Genomic DNA, 19,012 nt, shown 5'->3' on the forward strand with positions numbered 1-19,012 from the left:
TTTGAACAATCTAAAATATTTGTATTACCTGAAAAAAGGCAAAGGCAATGTCCGCGAGTAGTGAAAATTAAAGCACAAAAATATCCAAGAAAATGCCAGTCAATTTCTTAACTGACTGGCATTACCTCATTGGGTGCTTTTTTATTAAGGTGATCCAGTCAGCGTCAACTTGATTTAGACCGTGCGGCGTTTGGTCACCATATTATAAATAAACAGAATAATCACAGCACCAATCACGGAAGCAATCAGACCTGCTGCGGAATCTGCCGAATATAGACCGAGCATACGACCACCAAAAGTCGCCAATAAGGAGCCGGCAATACCCAGCAAGGTGGTCATGATAAAGCCTGCCTTGTCATTACCCGGGTGAATGGCACGTGCAATCAGACCTGCTACAAAACCAATGACGATCGCCACAATAATTGTCCACATATGCATACTCCTTCTTATCATGTCTTTGTTTTCACATCTGTTTAATCATCTTGAAACAAAGTCAGAATCATAAAAAGTTGAATCCTGAAACGAGATGTTATTTTTTGTTCCCGGTTTTCTGTCTATTTGAGGTATAAAAAAAGTGGCTTATGCCACTTTTTTCAACCTGATTTTAAAGACCGATTTCACCAATAAATGGCAGGTGACGGTACTTCTGGTCATAGTCTAGGCCATAACCCACGATAAATTTATCTTCAACCTCAAAGCCCATAAATTCGACCTTCAAATCGATTTCACGACGCGATGGTTTACTTACCAAAGTACACAGTTGAATCGAGTTAGGTTCACGGGTTTGCAGGATTTCGAGTACCTTGCTCAAGGTGTTGCCTGAATCAATAATATCTTCAACCACCAACACATCTTTACCACGGATTTCACCGTCTAAATCTTTCAGGATTTTTACATCACGTGACGATACCGTGCCACCGCCATAACTGGACACAGTCATGAAATCCAGTTCATGAGGTTTTGAAATCACACGACATAAATCAGCCATAAAAATTACTGAACCACGTAATAAACCGATGAGCACAAGTTCTTTGTCACTATTGGCATAGTGTGCATTGATTTGAGCACCAAGCTCTTTGACTTTAGCTTGAATTTCTTCAGCGGAAATCATTACGCTCATTTGAACGGTCATGGGTAGATACCTAAAAAGTAAAAATAGCAAAATAAAAAAGGTGTTGACCTGCAACACCTGAATACGTCGCAATTTTAATACATCCCTAACAGAGATGCACCTGTTTTGCTGGCTGTAAATGTAATCATTTTTTAGCCGCGGCTGAATCGCGTTTCAGTAAAAAAACACAGCCCAGCGCCATCGCAGACAGGAGCAAGTATTGGCGACGGTGGGATCTTTTCGGTTTATTCACTGGATGCTGCTTTGACATAGATGGCTGCTCCATAGACATAGGTGGCTGCAATATTACGGTCATCGCCAAGCATGGTCAGTGCAAAAAATGCATCTTCAATATTTTTAGCTCTGCTCTGGCGTAACTGCTGTAAGGCAGTTGCATTGAGATTCAGCACCACAAAGTCGGCTTCTTTGCCAATATTAAAGTTCCCCAGGCGATCATCCAGACTCAAGGCTTTGGCACCGCCTAAAGTGGCATGATACAAGGCCTCAAAGGCGGAGAGTTTTTCGCCCTGTAACTGCTGCACCTTATAGGCTTCATTCAGGGTTTGCAGCTGATTAAATGATGTTCCTGCTCCAATGTCTGTGCCTAAGCCGACTTTGACCCCTTTGTCCCAAGTTTTTTTCAGGGGAAATAAGCCACTGCCAAGGAATAGATTTGAGGTCGGACAGAAGGCAATGGCGGAGTCGGTCTGATGCATACAATCCCATTCCTTATCTTCCAGATGCACACAATGTGCAAAGACGGACTTGCTCCCGGTTAAACCATAATGATGATACACATCCAGATAACCTTCACGTTCAGGAAAGAGTTCTTTGACCCAAGCAATTTCATTTTTATTTTCACTTAAATGGGTATGTACATACACGTCCGGATATTCGGCTTTGAGCTGCCCGGCTTTTTGTAATTGTTCAGGTGTTGAAGTTGGTGCAAAGCGTGGGGTAATCGCATACAGATTACGTCCTTTGCCATGCCACTTTTCAATCAGCGTTTTAGAATCTATATAAGCCGTTTCTGCTGTATCTGTGAGTGCTTCCGGTGCATGACGATCCATCAGGACTTTACCTGCGATCAGACGCATATTGCGCGTGGTCGCCGCATTAAACAAAGCATCTACGGATTCAGGATGAACGGTACAAAAGACCAGTGCAGTGGTGGTGCCATTTTTAAGCAATTCCTGCACGAAAAATTCGGCAATTTTTTCGCTATAGGATGCATCTTGGAATTGGATTTCAGTGGGGAATGTATAGGTATTTAACCATTCCAGTAGTTGTTCACCATACGCCCCGACCATTTCTGTTTGCGGGAAATGAATATGGGTATCGATAAAACCGGGAACAATCAGTTGATCTGGATAGTGCTTTAATTCAGCGTTGGTAGGAAGTCGTGACTGCCCTTCTTGCCAAGGACCAAACCACTGGATTTTACCTTCGTGAATGATGACTAAACCATCTTCTACATATCGCACTTGGTCGTGTATATCACGTGCTTGGGCAACTGTATTCTGAATATCGAGGAAGCGACCACGGATCGCTGTCGTTGCAATTACAGAAGACATTTTAAACCTACGCTTTTAATTTTTTCGATTGATTGTAGCTGAAAAAATTGCCATGTTTGTATGAACATTCATATTTAAATAGCGATCCCGATTCTTCTATGACCCCATCCAATTATTATGATCAATTTCAACAGATCGTACGTGCGCAGCCGACCTTAATGCGCATCTTGCATCAGTTAGCACAATTACACTCTGACGCTTATGTCGCAGCGGGTGTGTTACGTCATGTGATCTGGGCGCATTTACATGGATGGGAATATGAAATAAATCATACTGAGGTCGATGTGATTTTCTATGATGAAAATGAGCAGGCTCGCGTTATAGAACAGCAACTTGCAGATCGGTTAAAAGAGTATTTTCCAGATATCCGTTGGGATGTGACTAATCAAGCCTTTGTACATGAGTGGTATCGTACCGATCAAAATGAAAATATTGAGCCTTTAACTTCAATTAGTCATGCGCTGTCATTATGGCCAGAAACTGTCACGGCCTTGGCACTGCGCCTGAAAGATGATGAATTGGAGTTGATTGCTCCTTTCGGTTTAGCAGATTTATTTGAGTTAAAGCTGCGTTGGAATCCGAATTTAGTCAGTTATGCCGTGCTTGAGCAACGCATGCTGAGCAAACAGTTTTTGCAAAAATGGCCTAAATTATCCCTGATAGCACAATAAAAAAAAGCCTGCTGATGCAGGCTTTTTTGATGATTACTTTTTACAGGGTGGTTTCGTTATGCCTCTTGCTATGACGAATCGACAAGATCGCGGTCACAGTCAGTACAATCACAATAAAGCTCAAAGAAATCCAGATCGGCATATGGAACACATCCAGCATCAGCATCTTAAAGCCGATAAAGACCAGAATGATCCCGAGGCCATAAGGCAGATAATGCATTTTTGAGGCTGCGCCCGAGAGCAGGAAGAACATTGCACGCAGGCCTAAAATCGCCATCAGGTTTGCAGTGAGGACAATGAAGGGATCGGTGGTGACGGCAAAAATAGCCGGAATAGAATCGACGGCAAAGATCACATCAGAGGCTTCAACCAGGATCAGGACCAGGAACAACGGCGTTGCCCAGAGCAAACCATTCTGACGTACAAAAAATTTGTCGCCCTGAAGTTGCGGGGTAATACGCATATGCTTACGCAGCCATTTCAGAATCGCCATATCTTCAATATTGCTGTCTTCTTCATGCTGACCACGCAGGAATTTGAAGCCGGTATACACCAGGAACGCACCGAAGATATACAAAATCCAGGAGAATTCCTGCACGAACCAGGCGCCAATAAAAATAAAGATGGTTCTGAGTATAATCGCACCCAGTACGCCATATAACAGCAGCTTGCGTTGCAGTGCGGGTGGAATAGTAAAGGCAGCGAAGATCATCAGCCAGACAAAGACGTTATCAATCGCCAAGGATTTTTCCAGCAGATAACCGGCAAAGTATTCCATGACCTTGGCATTGGCAATTGCCGTGCCTGCGGTCTGTTCCAGATACAGCCATAAGCCGCCACCAAATAAAGTCGCGACACTGACCCAGGCAATACTCCAGTAGGCAGCAGTACGGACTTTGACTTCCTGACCATGCTGATGCTTAAAGCCGACAAAATCGATTACCAGCATGACTGCGACAATCGCGAAAAAGATAAGATACAGCCAGAGCGTACCAATGGTTTCCATGTGAATTCTCCACATCGGACGACTGGCCATAAAAAAACCTTGACCAGTTGCCAGATGAAAAACATCTATAACAACATGATCAAGGTCTTGCCTACATCTTACTGTTCCACTTTTTTATATAAAGTGTGACTTCAAGATGCTCAGATACCGACTTTTTGCAAAGTGTAATGACGATATTCTGACACGTTTAAAAATTGAAATTTCATTCTTAAACGCTTGGAGGAGGCTACTCCCCTTGTTCAAACTAAATTTTTTTTGAGCGATGGCTCAATGTGCAGCAAGCATGACAGATTTTTGCTAAGACTACAATTTCATTTACAAAAATCATGCTTCAAGGTGCTTTCTGAACTAGGAAATCCGAACGTTGAATCAGATATAAGCTGATCAGAAAACCCAGACTGGCCAAGATGGCTCCTACCCAGCCAATACTATGTAATCCGATATGTGCCGTTACCAGACCGCCAAGTAAGGCGCCGCCGCCAATCCCGACATTATACAGACCTGAAAAAATTGCCATGGCGACATCGGTTGCATCAGAAGCCAAATTTAAGGTCTTGGCTTGCAAGGCCAGACTAAAGCCAATAATGCTGATGCCCCAGATTAACGCCAGGCTATTGAGCTGAATTACACCCTGAGACAGGGGCAGCAATAACAGCAGCGAGATCCCTAGCCCGAGCGTAAATAGCGGAATGGTGAGTCGGGGAAAATGCGGTGCAAAGCGGCCAAATACATAAGACCCGATCAGGCCCGCACCGCCATAAATCAGCAATAAGCTGGTGGTCTGTGCAGAGCTGAATTGCGCAATATTCAGCGCAAAGGGTTCGATATAACTGTAGGCGGTAAATTGTGCGCTAATCACAAGAACGGTAAGCGCAAAGACCAGCATCAGGCTGGGACGTTTTAGCAAGCTTTTTAAACTGCTGAGTGATCCTGAATTGACACTTGGCAATAAAGGTAAGGTTTTGGCCAGCAGTACGCAGACTACGCCCGCTACAACTGCGATCAAGGCAAAACTATTGCGCCAGCCATAGGCCTCCCCGATCATCCGGCCAAAGGGAATTCCCAGAACCATCGCCATGGCGGTACCGGTAGCCAATAAGCCCAGTGCCTGAAACTCTTTGCCCTTTGGCGCAACCCGCACGGCAAGCGACGCCGTAATTGACCAGAACAGCGCATGCGCCACGGCAATACCAATCCGGCTCAGCACCAGAATGCTAAAGCTCCAGGCAAAATAGGACAGCACATGACTGAAAATAAACACCGCAAATAAAACCATCAGCAGAAAGCGCCGTTCAATATTTTTGGTCAGTAACATCATTGGCAAAGACAGCAGCGCCACAACCCAGGCATAAATCGTCAGCATCCACCCGACCTGAGTGGGTGACATGGAAAAACTGGTACCAATATCACTTAATAGCGCCACCGGGATAAATTCGGTGGTATTGAAAATAAAGGCAGCAGAGGCTAAAGCAATCACACAGACCCATTGACGCGTCACCGAAGAGGTGGAAGAAGAGCTGGACATAAACATCTGATAAAAGGAACCGGCCGGTAGTTTAAACCTGTTAAGCAGAATGCGGTATTGGTCAGAAGGATAGATTCACAATCCTTTAAAAGAAATCTAACAATAGTGCAGGGAAAAATATGTCAATCTGACTTAAAAACAAGGAGAGGATCGGCATGTTGATCGAGCATCAGCAACAAGACACTGGAGGTTTATGGTTTGTAGAGCCGAATGAAAAACGTCTGGCAGAAATGAGTTATTCTAGAGTAAATGAAGATCAATTAGTGATTGAACACACCTGGGTCGATGACAGCCTACGCGGACAGCACGTCGGGTATTATCTGGTCGAGGCCGCTGTGAATTTTGCCCGTGAACACGGCATCAGGATTATTCCAAAATGCCCTTTTGCCAAATCCGTGTTCGAGCGAGAGCCTCGCTTTAATGATGTTTTATAATTTAAAAATGACAACAAAGGTTTAGATTCGTATGGAAATCAAATATCAAGATTCAAAACGCGGTGGTGTATTTTTTATGGAAGATCAAGGACGCCGCCTGGCCGAGATCACTTATCAATGGCGGGGCGATGCAGTCATCATTGCCGATCATACCTGGGTCGATGATTCCTTGCGTGGCCAAGGTATTGCCCGAAAAATGCTGGATGTACTGGTCGATTTTGCCCGTGAAAAAAGTTTAACCATCATCCCGCAATGTTCCTATGTGGATGTCATGTTTAAACGTGACCGTAGTCTGGCAGATGTCGCGGCAACGACTATTTAACCATCCAAGGGGATTTCCCGAAAGATAAATGCAATCTTTCTTTCAAGGCAGGAATCAATATAACCTGTAACAGGGTATATAAACCGAAACCTGCCATCACCCCGGTCATCGCCCAGAAAATTTCTTCAAACTGTTGCAGCATCACTAAAATTGCCATAATCAGCAGGTAACTGGCATGAAAATAAATACGATGCCCAACAAATTTCAAGATCGTCCAGCTAATAAAAATTGAACTGATCAGCAGATTGGTTTGAGCGCTGAATTGCCAGTCATTTAAAGTGATGATCAGGATAAAACACACACATAACAAGGCGAGGGTTAAAATCAGATCTTTTAACATCAAGTGATCCTCATGTTCATGGTAGGTGTATGAAAATATTCGTTTAATAATTTAGGCACTATTGTTAAAATTTTAGTCCAGAAATGCAAACTGAAAACCATGTAAGCAAATACGGATATTTGCTTAAAAAATAGTCGACTTAATTTAAAATTATTGATTAAATTGTGTTTTTAATTCTTCCCTATAGTGAGATGGCATGATGCTACAGCTTTGCTATGCCAGTGAACGCATAGAATCTGAACAAGAGTTGTTACAAGATTTGAGTGATATTTTGGCCACTGCCCGGAAGTTCAATCTTCAGCATCAAATTCATGGGGTGTTGTATTATTCCCATGGCAAATTTTTCCAGTGCCTTGAAGGTCAGGCTGAAGTAGTAGAAAGTTTATTTCAGAGCATTTCTCAGGATCCCCGTCATCACAATATCTTGCGTTTTGCAGATGCAATGGTAGAGCAGTCCCATTTCTCGGAATGGTCAATGAAATATGTACATAAACACAGTGAAATTTCTTCTTTATTTTCACGTTTAGGTTTGAAGCAATTTGATCCACATGCCTTGCAGCAGTCAGGAATTGCCGAGTTCCTCAAAGTGCTGTATCGCCTGGAAGAAAATCAGGCCAGTCTGGCATCGCCAAAAGGCTATAAGCAGCGTGGTTATGTCCCCTATTTCTGATCTGCTGGATTAAAGCTGAAAATAAAAAAGTCCGCATAGCGGACTTTTTTTGTCTGATGTGGATTAGCTCATGTCAATCATGACTTTTAAGGCCTTCTCATCAGAGGCATGTTTAAAGACATCATAGGCTTTTTCAAAATCGGCAAATTTAAAATGATGGGTCGCCAGTTTTTCTAGGGGCAATTTTCCGGAACAGCAGGTTTTCAGCAGCATGCCTGTGGTATTGGCATTCACCAGACCGGTGGTGATGGTCAGGTTTTTAATCCAGAGTTTGTTCAGTTCAAAACTCACCGGTTTACCATGTACGCCGACGTTGGCAATATGCCCGCCCTCTTTCACGACATGCTGGCAAATATTCCAGGTAGGCTCCACCCCCACTGCTTCAATGGCACAGTCGACCCCGCGTCCATCGGTAATCTCTAAAATCTTTTGAATGGCATCTTCTTTGGCAGAGTTGATGGTATGTGTTGCGCCGACAGTCTTGGCAAATTCCAGTCGGTTATCATCCATATCTACCATAATAATATTAGCGGGTGAATAAAACTGTGCAGTGAGCAGACAACTCATGCCGATTGGCCCTGCTCCGACAATCGCCACATTGTCGCCCGGTTTGACATCGCCATATTGCACGCCAATTTCATGTGAAGTTGGCAGAATATCTGAGAGGAATACGGCCACATCTTGATTCAGGCCTTCGGGTAAATGATAGAGTGAGGTATCGGCAAAGGGCGTGCGTACATATTCGGCATGGGTACCATCAATCATATAACCCATGATCCAGCCGCCTTCATTGCGGCAATGTGCATAGAGCTGTTTCTGGCAGTTTTCACAGGTCCCGCAGCGGCTAACACAGGAAATAATCACCCGGTCGCCCTTTTTGAAGTTCTGCACGGCGGAACCGACTTCTTCCATAATACCAATGCCTTCATGGCCAAGAATTCGGCCATTAAAACTACCTTCTTTTCGCGTGGTCTCCTGCTCAATTTCCGGGTTTTTGCCTTTCCAGATCCCGAGATCGGTACCGCAGATGGTGACTTTTTCGAGTTTAATGATGGCATCGCCGGGATGCAAAATGGTGGGAACTGGGCGGTCTTCAAAGCGGATATCATTTGCGCCGTAATAGACCATCGCTTTCATCGTTGTCATGACACATCTTCTAATGGAGTGGGGAATGAGAATGACCTGACTCAGCGAGAATAATGAACGCCTCGATTGCTTTTATACAGTGACAGCGATGGGCTGATTTATGATCTGGCTTTCAGGCCTATAGATACCTGTGTTCTTCTCGATTGTGCCTTGAGTGATATAGCGCTGCAATGAGTCTTGTGTACAGATTGCAACAAAAGATCATCAGGGAGGGTTCAGAGATAAATCTGCTCTTTGGGTCAATATTTAAATCATAGGATTGCAGGATCAGAACAACTGTTCACTTTTGCTCAATCAACGTTTTAATATGCTAAAAAAAAGCCCGCTAAGCGGGCTTCTTCACTTTACTTAAATCCATTTTATGCTTGTAAAACAGTAATCAGCTTCTGATGCAAACCACCAAAACCACCATTCGACATAATTACTATGGCATCGCCTTCGCCTGCTTCTGCCACCACAGTCTGAATAATGTCATCCAGTGTGCGTGCAACTTTGGCCTTGTTTGGCGCAGCCTCAATGACCGGTTGCAGATCCCAGTCCAGACCTTCCGGTTGATACCAGATCACTGCATCGGCCAGACGTGCAGAATGTGCCAAACCCTCTTTGTGGCTGCCCATGCGCATGGTATTGGAGCGCGGTTCAATAATTGCCCAGAGTTTGCGTTCACCCAGACGTTTGCGCGCACCTTCTAAGGTCGTATCAATCGCCGTCGGATGATGGGCGAAGTCATCATAAACCTCGATACCACGGACTGTGCCTAATAGTTCCATACGGCGTTTCACCCCACCAAAATTCGATAGCGCCTCACAGGCAGTTTCAATCGAAACACCGACATGCTCTGCTGCTGCAATGGTCGCTAGTGCATTGGCCACCGAGTGCTGGCCGGTCATGCTCCATTTCACTTCACCTTTGACTACGCCCTGTTGCAGGACTTTGAAATGTGAACCATCTGCTGACAATTGTTCTGCATAAAGTTCAGATTTTTCGTTGGCATCCAGACTGGTACGCACCACAGGCGTCCAGCAGCCCTGCTCCAGCACTTCATCAATATTGCTTTCAGTAATCGGTGCAATAATCCGGCCTTCACTTGGAATGGTACGAACTAAATGATGAAACTGTTTTTGAATCGCTGCCAGATCATCAAAGATATCGGCATGGTCAAATTCCAGATTATTCAGAATCGCAGTTTTAGGATGGTAATGCACGAACTTGGAACGCTTGTCGAAGAAAGCAGAATCGTATTCATCGGCTTCGACACAGAAGTATTTCCCACCACCAAGGCGCGCACTTTCCGAAAAGCCCAATGGCACACCGCCAATCAGAAAACCTGGCTCCATACCGGCTTGATCCAGTACCCACGCCAGCATCGTCGTCGTTGTGGTTTTACCATGCGTTCCGGCGACACCCAATACGTGTTTGCCTTGTAGGACATGATCAGCCAAAAATTGTGGACCTGAAATATAAGGTAGGCCTGCATTGAGCATATATTCGACCGAATCAATGCCACGCTTCATGGCATTCCCCACAATGACCAGATCCGGATGTGGCTGCAAATGACTGCGGTCATAACCCTGCATTAAAGTAATGCCCGCATTTTCAAGTTGGGTCGACATGGGTGGATACACATTCAGGTCTGAACCTGTTACCTGGTGGCCCAGGTCGCGTGCAAGTAGCGCTAACGAGCCCATAAAGGTGCCACAAATACCCAAAATATGCAGATGCATCTACTTCACTCCGTTCCTGTCTGACCCATCACTTTATATTGGTGCTGTAGTCATGATTTATTCAATTTGCAAGCAACGATAGCAAGGCTTTAGCTGAAAAGATAGTGAAAATTCTGGCCTTGTTGTGGGATTTTTTAAATCCTGTTTCACGGGTAAATTCAAAGAAAATTTCAAAGCGATGCAATATCTTTTCGCCAAATAAACCGTAAAATAAGTTCGACCTTTTTGCAGAGTGCATGCAGATGCTGCCGGCTTTATTTCTTCTGGTGATTGCCAACTGTTTTATGACACTGGCCTGGTACGGACATTTAAAGTTTTTACCGCATGATGCACCGCTCTGGCAGGCAATTTTATTCAGCTGGATCATTGCCCTGTTTGAATATAGCCTGATGATTCCGGCGACCAAATTACTGGCACAGCAAGGATTGGCAGTGGGTCAAATGAAAATTACCCAGGAAGTGGTGACCTTACTGGTGTTTGTACCTTTTATGATTTTCATGTTTAAACAGCCGCTTAGACTGGATTATCTCTGGGCCGCTTTGTGTCTGTGTGGATGCATCTATTTTGTCTTCCGCAGTTCCTAAATAGTTGTAACTGCAGCTACTCCCCTATTTTTATTCCAGTTTTTGAAAATTCGATAAAAAAACAAGAAAAATCGAGCCTTGCTTTGACCGTTAAATTTTATGAAGCTGAATTTTCAGTCTATAATACGCACTCCTATTCAAGCTTGGCTCTCTCGTCGAGATTTATTTTTTCTCACTTTAATCTCTGGAAAATTTGCAATGAATGCGGCTGCTGCACAAGATACTCCTCTCGTAGGTATTATCATGGGTTCTCAATCAGATTGGGCAACTCTCGAACACACTGCCAATATGCTCAAGCAGCTTGGTGTCCCATTTGAAGCTGAAGTTGTTTCTGCACACCGTACCCCAGACCGCCTGTTTGAATATGCCGAGCAAGCGCGTGATCGTGGTATTCAGGTAATTATTGCCGGTGCAGGTGGCGCAGCGCATTTACCGGGTATGTGTGCAGCGAAAACTGATCTTCCAGTTTTGGGTGTACCGGTGAAATCTTCGATTTTAAACGGTGTTGATTCATTGCTGTCTATTGTGCAAATGCCAGCAGGTATTGCAGTCGGTACCTTGGCGATTGGTCCTGCCGGTGCCACCAATGCTGCCATTATGGCCGCGCAAATTCTGGGTTTGACCCGTCCAGAAATCGCAAAAAATGTTGCAGATTTCCGTGCAGCGCAAACAGATAAAGTGGCAAGCAACAATATTCCAGGCCAGGCTTAAGTCGAGACACAGATTATGGATAAAACCATCGGTATTTTTGGTGGCGGTCAGCTGGGTCGTATGATGGCGCAAGCGGCACTTCCATTAAATATTCAATGTACATTTTTTGAAGCCAGCACAGACTGCCCTTCTGCTGCTTTGGGTCCGGTGATTTCGAGCCAAGCTGAAAATGGTCTGCAAGACTTTATTAACAGTGCAGATGTATTTAGCCTTGAGTTTGAAAATACGCCACTTGCAGATGTTGATGTACTGACGCAAAGCAAGCAACTGCATCCGCCGCGTCAGGCTTTGGCGATTGCCCAGCATCGTCTGTCTGAAAAAGCCTTGTTTGATGAACTGGCTATTCCGGTTGCACCGTACAAAGCGGTCACTTCACTGGAAAGCTTACAGGCTGCTGTAGCTGAACTGGGCTTGCCGATCGTACTGAAAACTTCGCGTGGCGGTTATGATGGCAAAGGTCAATTTGTTTTACGTTCGGCCGATCAGATGGATCAGGCCTGGGCAGAATTGGGCCCTGCGGGTGAACTGATTGCTGAAAGTTTCGTGACTTTCTCGCGTGAAGTTTCAATCATTGCAGTACGCGGCCAAGATGGTGATGTAAAAACCTGGCCATTGGCGGAAAATCATCATCATGACGGCATTCTGTCGCACTCGATTGTGCCAGCACCGGACAGTACTGACTTGCAGCCGGTAGCACAAGAATACATCACTCGCCTGCTGAATCATCTGAACTATGTCGGTGTGCTGACCCTTGAGCTGTTTGTGACAGACAATGGCCTATATGCCAACGAGATGGCACCACGTGTGCATAACTCGGGTCACTGGTCGATTGAAGGTGCAGTATGTTCGCAGTTTGAAAACCATGTGCGTGCCGTGGCAGGTTTACCTTTAGGTTCAACTGAAGTGATCCGTCCAACTGTCTTGGTGAACATCATTGGTCAGCATCCAAAATCTGCAGATGTTCTGGCTCTGGAAGGTGCGCATTTGCATCTCTACAACAAGTCAGAGCGCGAAGGCCGTAAGATTGGTCACATCACCTTGATGCCAAATGACAGCGCGCAATTGTCTGTGCTTTGCCGCCAACTGGCGAAAATTTTACCGAATCCATTGGCATTGAGCGAAGATATGACCATCTAGGCTTTAACTTGCTGATAAAAAAAGCGATCACTTCGGTGATCGCTTTTTTATTTGTCTGCTTTCAGGCATGATTGCGCCTCTTTAAAAATGCCTGCCATTGGTCGGATCAGTTTTTAAATCAATTGCTTACAAACTGATCAATTGAGTATAAATATAACAATTCAATAAAACCTTTTTTACAGCTGAATTTTGCCATATTCACTTGTAGATAAGCCTGAAATCAAAGTTTGAATTTAAAACTGGAAAGTGGTTTTGAATTTAAATTCATAAAAACAAATTCAAATTTAAATCGGGCTTTGAATTTAAACTTGCGCTTTTAAATTCAAAAATATGAATTCAAATTTAAAACTGGATAAATGAATTCAAAGTTTCTGAATTTAAAAATATTAGCCCATTATTCAAATGAATTTAAAATGAAAACTAGTGTAATTAGAGCATGTTGATGATCGTGACTCGCTTTTCCTGAAACAAGTTATCCCCAGTAATTTTTAAATTCAAAACTGATTGCAAGTGTTTTGAATTTGAATTTAAAAATCCCGCTGATTTGAATTTAAATCAGGCTTGTGGATAACTCATGTTTAAATTTAAAGATTACAAAATGAATTTAAAAGTGTAGGAATTATGAATTTAAATTTACGCATTGGCGCTTTAATTTTCATCATGAGCTGCTAAGGTAGAAACATAATTCAAAATCTAAATACTCAAGGGTCTTATGCAACGGCTTGCACTTTTTATTGGTTCTGTGGTCTTGGCTGCTTCACAGGCACAGGCTGAACTTATTATTAATGGTCAACGTGTCACGCCGACTGATTTGACCTCTAGTTCAAATATCCCGAATTATGCCTCCCAAAATAATTTTCAAAACTGTCTCGCCAATTTGCGCAGTCAAGCTGTTGCTAGAGGTGTAAGCGGCAGTACCTATGATCGTTATACCCAAAACTTAAGCCCTGATTATTCAGTGATTGAACGCCTGAATTACCAGCCTGAATTTTCTACCCCAATTTGGGATTATCTGTCTGGTTTGGTGGATGAAGAACGGGTTCAGCTCGGCCGGCAAAAATTACAGCAACATCGTGAGGTGCTCAATCGTGTTGCTGCCACCTATGGTATACCTGCAGAAACGGTAGTTGCGGTATGGGGTGTCGAAAGTAATTTTGGTGATATTTCGGGGAAATATCCTTTATTACAGGCTTTAGGAACTTTGAGCTGTGAAGGTCGTCGCCAGAGTTATTTCCGTGGTGAGTTTTTTACCACTATGAAACTGTTACAGCGTGGCGATGTGCGTGAAGAACAATTAAAGGGTTCTTGGGCAGGCGCATTTGGTCATACCCAGTTTATGCCATCGACTTATGATGAGCTTGCAGTTGATTTTGATGGTGATGGCCGACGTGATCTAGTTTCGAGCATTCCGGATGCACTCGCATCAACTGCCAACTTTTTAAGCAAGCGTGGCTGGCAGAGCGGACAGCCTTGGGGTTTTGAAGTCAAGATCCCTCAAGGCATGTCGGTTTCCGGTGAAGGTCGAAGAAATAAAAAATCCTTGAGTAGTTGGAACAATCAAGGGGTGGTACGTGCCGATGGTTCGGCATTAGTTCAAGGAAATTTATCACAATCCTCTCAAGCAGGATTACTTGCACCTGCAGGCCCGAGTGGCCCAGTATTTTTGGTATTTAAAAATTTTGATGCCATTTATAGCTATAACGCGGCAGAAAGTTATGCCTTGGCGATTGCACATTTATCCGATCGCCTGCAAGGTAAAGGTTCATTTATGGCCACATGGCCTACTGATGATCCGGGAACTTCGCGTGCAGAACGTCGTGAGATCCAGCAATTTCTGTTAAACCGTGGCTATGATATTGGTGCGGTGGATGGTCTGATTGGAGATAAAACCCGTCAAGCGATTCGTCAGGAACAGCAGCGTTTGGGCTTGAGTCCAACAGGTCGTGCTGGTCAGCAGATTCTGCGGGCCTTTAGAAATGAAAATGCCAAACGCATGATGCAATAAATTCTTGAGCATAAAATTTAAAATCAAAAAAGGTCTGCATTTATGCAGACCTTTTTTGATGACTGTTTTTGAGTAGCTATATAGTCATGCAAGCTAATAGTAATTAGCTGAATTTAAACAGCAGTAATCGTGCCAAGCACACGATAACCAGCGGCACCAGTGACTGCAGGTAGGTTGCCATTCAGTTGATTCATAAAACGCATGGCCAGCCAGGCAAAGGCGGTGGCTTCTACCCAGGTTGGACTGAGGCCCAGATCGGCGGTAGTCTGTACGCTCCATTCATGTTTGCGCAGGCGCCAGCGCAACTGCTCCAGTAAATGTGAGTTGTAGGCACCACCACCGCAAACAAAAACCTGTCCGGTATCCATGCCAGAGCGGTAAATTGCTTTTTTAATGGCTCGGGTGGTGAGCTTTAATAAAGTCGCCTGTACATTTTCCGGAGTGTCTTCCAGTTCATCGTATTGCAGGTCATTGCGCCAGTCAGCAATCTGTTCATCCAGCCATTCCAGGTTGAAATCTTCACGACCGGTACTTTTCGGAGGTTCTTTGGAGAAGAATTCGTGTGACTGCAAGCGATCCAGCAAGCTGCGAATCGGGGTGCCATAGGCTGCCCAATTGCCATTTTCATCAAAAGGCTGGCCGGTATAACGGGAACACCATGCATCCATCAAGATATTGGCCGGTCCGGTATCAAAACCATACACCTCTTCAGGCTTGCCGGCAGGCAGCAGGCTGACATTGGCAATACCGCCCAGATTTAAAATGACCCGGTGAATGCTGTCATGCTGGAAAATATCCTGATGAAATGCCGGAACTAAAGGTGCTCCCTGACCACCTGCCGCCAGATCACGACGACGAAAATCTGAAATCACCGGAATCTGGGTAATTTCAGTAATGATGTTCGGGTCACCAATTTGCAGGGTGAAGCCATGTTCAGGACGATGCCGGATAGTCTGGCCATGCGAGCCAATCGCCTTAATTCTAGATTTATCCAGGTTATTTTTTTCAATCAGCGCATTAATACCATGACCAATCATTTGTGCTAGCGCAACATCGGCCTTACCCATGCGGTCAATTTCATTGTCATCTGGCAAGGTCAGTGCCATCAGCTCATCCCGAAGGTCAGGATCAAATGCCAAAGTGAGTGTGGCATGAAGCTGGAGTGGATCAAAAGAAGCAGCAACAATATCGACACCATCCATGCTCGTGCCGGTCATTACCCCAATATAGATCGCTGTCATGGTTATTCTTAAGCCTGCAATATGCTGAAAAAGTGTTAGTATATCGCACAAATTGAGTAACTGATGTATTGGATTTTGTGATGTCAAATTTCCTGCCGGCTGAAGAACAACTTGCCCTCATTCAACGAGGCACCCACGAAATTATTTCTGAAGAAGACCTTCTCAAGAAATTAAAACAGAATCGCCCATTAAAAATTAAAGCGGGTTTTGACCCGACTGCGCCTGACTTACACCTGGGTCATACGGTTCTCATTAATAAGTTAAAAGTATTTCAGGACTTGGGTCATGAGGTGTACTTCCTGATCGGTGACTATACTGCGATGATCGGTGACCCAACCGGAAAAAGTGCTACACGTCCACCGTTGTCACGTGAACAAGTTTTAGAAAATGCTAAAACTTATCAAGAACAAGTATTTAAGATTCTTGATCCAAACAAAACCAAAGTGGTGTTCAACTCGGAATGGTTTGCTCAAAAAACTGCAGCTGATCTGATTCAACTGGCATCTCAGCAAACGGTTGCACGTATGCTTGAGCGTGATGACTTTACCAAGCGCTATAACAATCATCAGCCAATCGCGATTCATGAATTCTTGTATCCATTGGTTCAGGGTTATGACTCGATCGCACTGGAAGCAGATGTAGAGCTGGGTGGTACAGACCAGACCTTTAACCTGTTGATGGGTCGTACGCTTCAAGGTCGTTATGATCAGGAACCACAAGTCTGTATTACTGTACCAATTCTTGAAGGTCTGGATGGCGTCAACAAGATGTCCAAGTCTTTAGGTAACTATATTGGTGTATTTGATGCACCAGGTGCGATGTACCAAAAAGTGCTTTCAATGCCGGATTCTCTGATCGAGCGTTATTTTGACCTGTTAAGTTTCAAGTCAATTGAAGAAATTCAGCAACTATTAAAAGAAGTGGCAGAAGGCCGTAATCCGCAAGAAGTCAAAAAGATTCTCGCGTTAGAGCTGGTCGAGCGTTTCCATGGTGCTGAAGCAGCTGCCAATGCACATAAAGGTGCAGGTAATATCATTACTGAAGGTGAATTGCCTGAAGGTACGCCTGAAGTGACCATTTCACGTGCTGAATTCGGTGGCGAAATCTTTATTACTTCAATTTTACGTGAAGCAGGCTTAACTAAAAATGCAGCACAAGCCAAAGATGCACTTGGTCGTGGTGCGGTAAAAGTGGACTGGAAGCCAGTTGATGCCTCTTTTTCTGTGAAAGAGAACGTGACTTTGATTATTCAAGCGAGTAAAAAATCCATCGCTAAAGTGACTTTTGTTGACTAAATTTAGAGCTAAGTTATTGAAATAAAAGCAGGCTTCGGCCTGCTTTTTTATTGATGTCCTATATTCATAAATCGAATAAGTAACTTCAAAAAAAACCCTATGAAAACAATAGGTAATTTTTTCCAAATTGCTTGCTTTTCATCTTTATTATGTATAGGATTTATTCATCTAGAGAATTCGTTTAGAGCATCTAGAGGGTAGTAAAAATAATAGTACTCCACAACTGAGAAGTCTCTTTTCCAAGAGGCTCTTTTTAAAAGCTTTAAAGCGAATAACTATAATAATGACATAATGGATCGGGTAAAGATTCAATTCTAAGGAGGAGATTTTGGGAGAGATCTCTTCCTTTTTTATTTATTCTGATTGCGTAATCAAGATATAAATCTGCATGCCTACTCTTCTCGTTGAGCAACTAAACTTAAAATTAACTAGCAAATTGGGCTTAGGTGAATGACCTCTAAGAATGAGTTCATTTCAATTGACTGTGAAAAAAGAGCAAAACATAAAAAATTAAAACAAAGGTGATTGAATGTATCGCTATCCAACAGAAGATATTTTTGATGAACAGATCGATTGCATTTTACGGTTCTTATTTGAATACCAGCCGGTCGAACAAAAACAGCAAATCTATAGATCTGTCTATACTTTATTTATGCAGCTTGATCTGGCCGCGCATTACTTTTTATTTTCCCTGATTGAAGAGCAGTTACCGCGACGCGCGAAATTATTCTTTGTTGCCGAGGATTATCAGGGTAAGAAAGACATGATTGTAGAAGTTATGCAACACTGGCTTGGACAGTAAAAACAGGAAAAAGTCGCTTAATGCAAAATAACAGGCTTTATCTTCCATATATAAGTGATCTAAGCATGGTTTTGGGATTCGAAAACTAAAAAATGAATCCCTCTTCTATATAGCTGCCTAAGAATAGGCTTTTATAAAAGCTTTTTACGTAAAAAATAACTCATAAATTGAAGAGTCTAGGATTTAGATCGGTTTGTTGGATAAGGTAGGGGAATTTTGGTTTTCTTTTGACGACCTAATTTAAATAAAAGACAAGATTTCAAAGTCAACAGGCTAAAAATACTGTTTTAAAGATTATTGTAATAGCTTTTAGGTCTAAATGGTTTTTCAGTTATAAAAATAAAATGACGTGTTTAGTGGGTTTATTGCATAAAAACGCTTAAAAATTAGATAAAAAAGCGATTTTTCAGTAATTTTTGTAGAAAAAAAAGACATACGTGAAAAATATAGTGAATTGGGGGTTGCAATGATTCTAAAATCCTCTAGAATGCACCCATACCGACGAGATAGACGGAAACGAACGAAGCAGAATGGCGGAGTTGTTAAGTTTATCGAAGTCCAGCTTCTAGCACTGACGAGGTGTTAGAAAGATCATTAAGAGATTATGAAGAACAACTTGTGTGGATTTTTACTGGTTGATTGATCGAAATTATTTTCATTGATTGATGGTAGAAATTACTCGAAGTTTATTTGAGAAATATTTGTCAGAAAATT

The 19,012-nt window shown here is 43.3% G+C and carries 19 protein-coding genes; 10 read left to right on the forward strand and 9 right to left on the reverse strand.

All coding sequences use genetic code 11. The features are described from left to right. Positions 1-174: 174 nt before the first annotated feature. The 3 genes from FTT86_RS14455 to guaD all read right to left on the reverse strand — a co-directional run bounded on the left by FTT86_RS14455 (position 175) and on the right by guaD (position 2,685). Positions 175-432: a GlsB/YeaQ/YmgE family stress response membrane protein gene (locus FTT86_RS14455; protein ID WP_004281926.1), complete on the reverse strand. Its 258-nt coding sequence runs from the start codon at positions 430-432 to the stop codon at positions 175-177. 172 nt (positions 433-604) lie between these two features. Next, entirely contained in the window at positions 605-1,132 is a 528-nt protein-coding gene (hpt, locus tag FTT86_RS14460) for a hypoxanthine phosphoribosyltransferase (protein ID WP_004647133.1), read from the reverse strand. Between the two features lie 224 nt (positions 1,133-1,356). Beyond that, positions 1,357-2,685 carry a guanine deaminase gene (guaD, locus tag FTT86_RS14465; protein WP_180181417.1) on the reverse strand — a complete coding sequence of 443 codons (1,329 nt, stop codon included), beginning with the start codon at positions 2,683-2,685 and terminating at the stop codon, positions 1,357-1,359. Positions 2,686-2,783: 98 nt separating this feature from the next. Here guaD and FTT86_RS14470 point away from each other — a divergent pair, with 98 nt between their 5' ends. Beyond that, positions 2,784-3,356 (forward strand): nucleotidyltransferase family protein, encoded by a 573-nt coding sequence (locus FTT86_RS14470; RefSeq protein ID WP_044112798.1) that lies wholly within the window; start codon positions 2,784-2,786, stop codon positions 3,354-3,356. Positions 3,357-3,396: 40 nt separating this feature from the next. Here the strand turns inward: FTT86_RS14470 and FTT86_RS14475 are convergent, their stop codons facing one another. Continuing rightward, complete coding sequence (locus FTT86_RS14475) at positions 3,397-4,362, reverse strand: TerC family protein (RefSeq protein WP_044112799.1); 966 nt, start codon at positions 4,360-4,362, stop codon at positions 3,397-3,399. Between the two features lie 331 nt (positions 4,363-4,693). Beyond that, positions 4,694-5,887 (reverse strand): sugar transporter, encoded by a 1,194-nt coding sequence (locus FTT86_RS14480; RefSeq protein WP_044112800.1) that lies wholly within the window; start codon positions 5,885-5,887, stop codon positions 4,694-4,696. Positions 5,888-6,042: 155 nt separating this feature from the next. On the opposite strand from FTT86_RS14480, the gene FTT86_RS14485 reads away from it, so the two are divergent. Beyond that, on the forward strand, positions 6,043-6,321 hold the full coding sequence (locus FTT86_RS14485) for a GNAT family N-acetyltransferase (protein ID WP_005094867.1): 279 nt from the start codon (positions 6,043-6,045) through the stop codon (positions 6,319-6,321). A gap of 31 nt (positions 6,322-6,352) precedes the next feature. Beyond that, complete coding sequence (locus tag FTT86_RS14490; RefSeq protein WP_004647141.1) at positions 6,353-6,643, forward strand: GNAT family N-acetyltransferase; 291 nt, start codon at positions 6,353-6,355, stop codon at positions 6,641-6,643. Here the strand turns inward: FTT86_RS14490 and FTT86_RS14495 are convergent. After that, entirely contained in the window at positions 6,636-6,983 is a 348-nt protein-coding gene (locus FTT86_RS14495) for a hypothetical protein (RefSeq protein WP_004647142.1), read from the reverse strand. The two genes, FTT86_RS14490 and FTT86_RS14495, sit on opposite strands and share 8 nt — an antisense overlap. Before the next feature lie 196 nt (positions 6,984-7,179). Here FTT86_RS14495 and FTT86_RS14500 point away from each other — a divergent pair, with 196 nt between their 5' ends. Next, positions 7,180-7,653, forward strand: a complete 474-nt coding sequence (locus FTT86_RS14500) for a BLUF domain-containing protein (protein ID WP_081407926.1) — start codon at positions 7,180-7,182, stop codon at positions 7,651-7,653. A 63-nt stretch (positions 7,654-7,716) separates the two neighbouring features. Here the strand turns inward: FTT86_RS14500 and FTT86_RS14505 are convergent, their stop codons facing one another. Together FTT86_RS14505 and mpl are read right to left on the reverse strand one after the other, a co-directional pair. Continuing rightward, the gene (locus FTT86_RS14505; RefSeq protein WP_044112803.1) at positions 7,717-8,799 is read right to left on the reverse strand and encodes a zinc-dependent alcohol dehydrogenase family protein; all 1,083 of its coding nucleotides are present in this window, start codon (positions 8,797-8,799) and stop codon (positions 7,717-7,719) included. 359 nt (positions 8,800-9,158) lie between these two features. Next, entirely contained in the window at positions 9,159-10,523 is a 1,365-nt protein-coding gene (gene mpl / locus FTT86_RS14510) for a UDP-N-acetylmuramate:L-alanyl-gamma-D-glutamyl-meso-diaminopimelate ligase (protein ID WP_044112804.1), read from the reverse strand. 242 nt (positions 10,524-10,765) lie between these two features. Here mpl and FTT86_RS14515 point away from each other — a divergent pair, with 242 nt between their 5' ends. The 4 genes from FTT86_RS14515 (at position 10,766) to FTT86_RS14530 (ending at position 14,960) form a co-directional block, all read left to right on the forward strand. Next, positions 10,766-11,107, forward strand: a complete 342-nt coding sequence (locus FTT86_RS14515; RefSeq protein WP_044112808.1) for a DMT family protein — start codon at positions 10,766-10,768, stop codon at positions 11,105-11,107. A gap of 198 nt (positions 11,108-11,305) precedes the next feature. After that, positions 11,306-11,818, forward strand: coding sequence for a 5-(carboxyamino)imidazole ribonucleotide mutase (purE, locus tag FTT86_RS14520; RefSeq protein ID WP_004647147.1), 513 nt, complete (start codon positions 11,306-11,308; stop codon positions 11,816-11,818). Positions 11,819-11,833: 15 nt separating this feature from the next. Next, positions 11,834-12,955, forward strand: a complete 1,122-nt coding sequence (locus FTT86_RS14525; protein ID WP_004281903.1) for a 5-(carboxyamino)imidazole ribonucleotide synthase — start codon at positions 11,834-11,836, stop codon at positions 12,953-12,955. 712 nt (positions 12,956-13,667) lie between these two features. Further along, the gene (locus FTT86_RS14530) at positions 13,668-14,960 is read left to right on the forward strand and encodes a lytic murein transglycosylase (protein ID WP_044112805.1); all 1,293 of its coding nucleotides are present in this window, start codon (positions 13,668-13,670) and stop codon (positions 14,958-14,960) included. 113 nt (positions 14,961-15,073) lie between these two features. On the opposite strand, the gene FTT86_RS14535 is transcribed toward FTT86_RS14530, so the two are convergent. Continuing rightward, entirely contained in the window at positions 15,074-16,201 is a 1,128-nt protein-coding gene (locus FTT86_RS14535; protein WP_005094877.1) for an anhydro-N-acetylmuramic acid kinase, read from the reverse strand. Between the two features lie 80 nt (positions 16,202-16,281). Here FTT86_RS14535 and tyrS point away from each other — a divergent pair, with 80 nt between their 5' ends. Together tyrS and FTT86_RS14545 are read left to right on the forward strand one after the other, a co-directional pair. Then, positions 16,282-17,496 (forward strand): tyrosine--tRNA ligase, encoded by a 1,215-nt coding sequence (gene tyrS / locus FTT86_RS14540; protein ID WP_044112806.1) that lies wholly within the window; start codon positions 16,282-16,284, stop codon positions 17,494-17,496. Between the two features lie 529 nt (positions 17,497-18,025). Next, the gene (locus tag FTT86_RS14545; RefSeq protein ID WP_044112807.1) at positions 18,026-18,298 is read left to right on the forward strand and encodes a hypothetical protein; all 273 of its coding nucleotides are present in this window, start codon (positions 18,026-18,028) and stop codon (positions 18,296-18,298) included. Positions 18,299-19,012 lie beyond the last annotated feature (714 nt).

This window comes from Acinetobacter sp. YH01021 (assembly GCF_013420255.1).
GTDB lineage: Bacteria > Pseudomonadota > Gammaproteobacteria > Pseudomonadales > Moraxellaceae > Acinetobacter.